General features: G+C 21.9%; 1 pseudogene. It reads right to left on the bottom strand.

Going from position 1 to position 237, the window contains the following annotated elements:
• Positions 1-237, bottom strand: a pseudogene (locus AVBRAN12654_RS09605) (hypothetical protein); the annotation flags it as partial.

Here is a 237-nt window from a genome sequence, read left to right as displayed (position 1 = left end):
CTCTTGTAAATCATCTTTTACTTCTTCAAGGTTTTCTTCTTTATTTTCTTGATTTAGACAATCATCTTCTTTAGATAAATTATTTTCTTCATTTTTAATTTCATCCAAACTTTCATTTTCTTGATTTTGTTTGTCTTTTTGATTTTTGTTTTTAGTTTTTATTGGTTTTTTCTTTTTATTATTTATAGTTTCATTATCTTCTTTGTTTTCGGCATATTGATTTTCTTCTTCATTTTG

Source organism: Campylobacter sp. RM12654, assembly GCF_020137585.1.
Taxonomy (GTDB): Bacteria; Campylobacterota; Campylobacteria; order Campylobacterales; family Campylobacteraceae; genus Campylobacter_E.
Note: the sequence above shows the minus strand (reverse complement) of the source record. Positions and strands in the feature narration are given on the sequence as shown.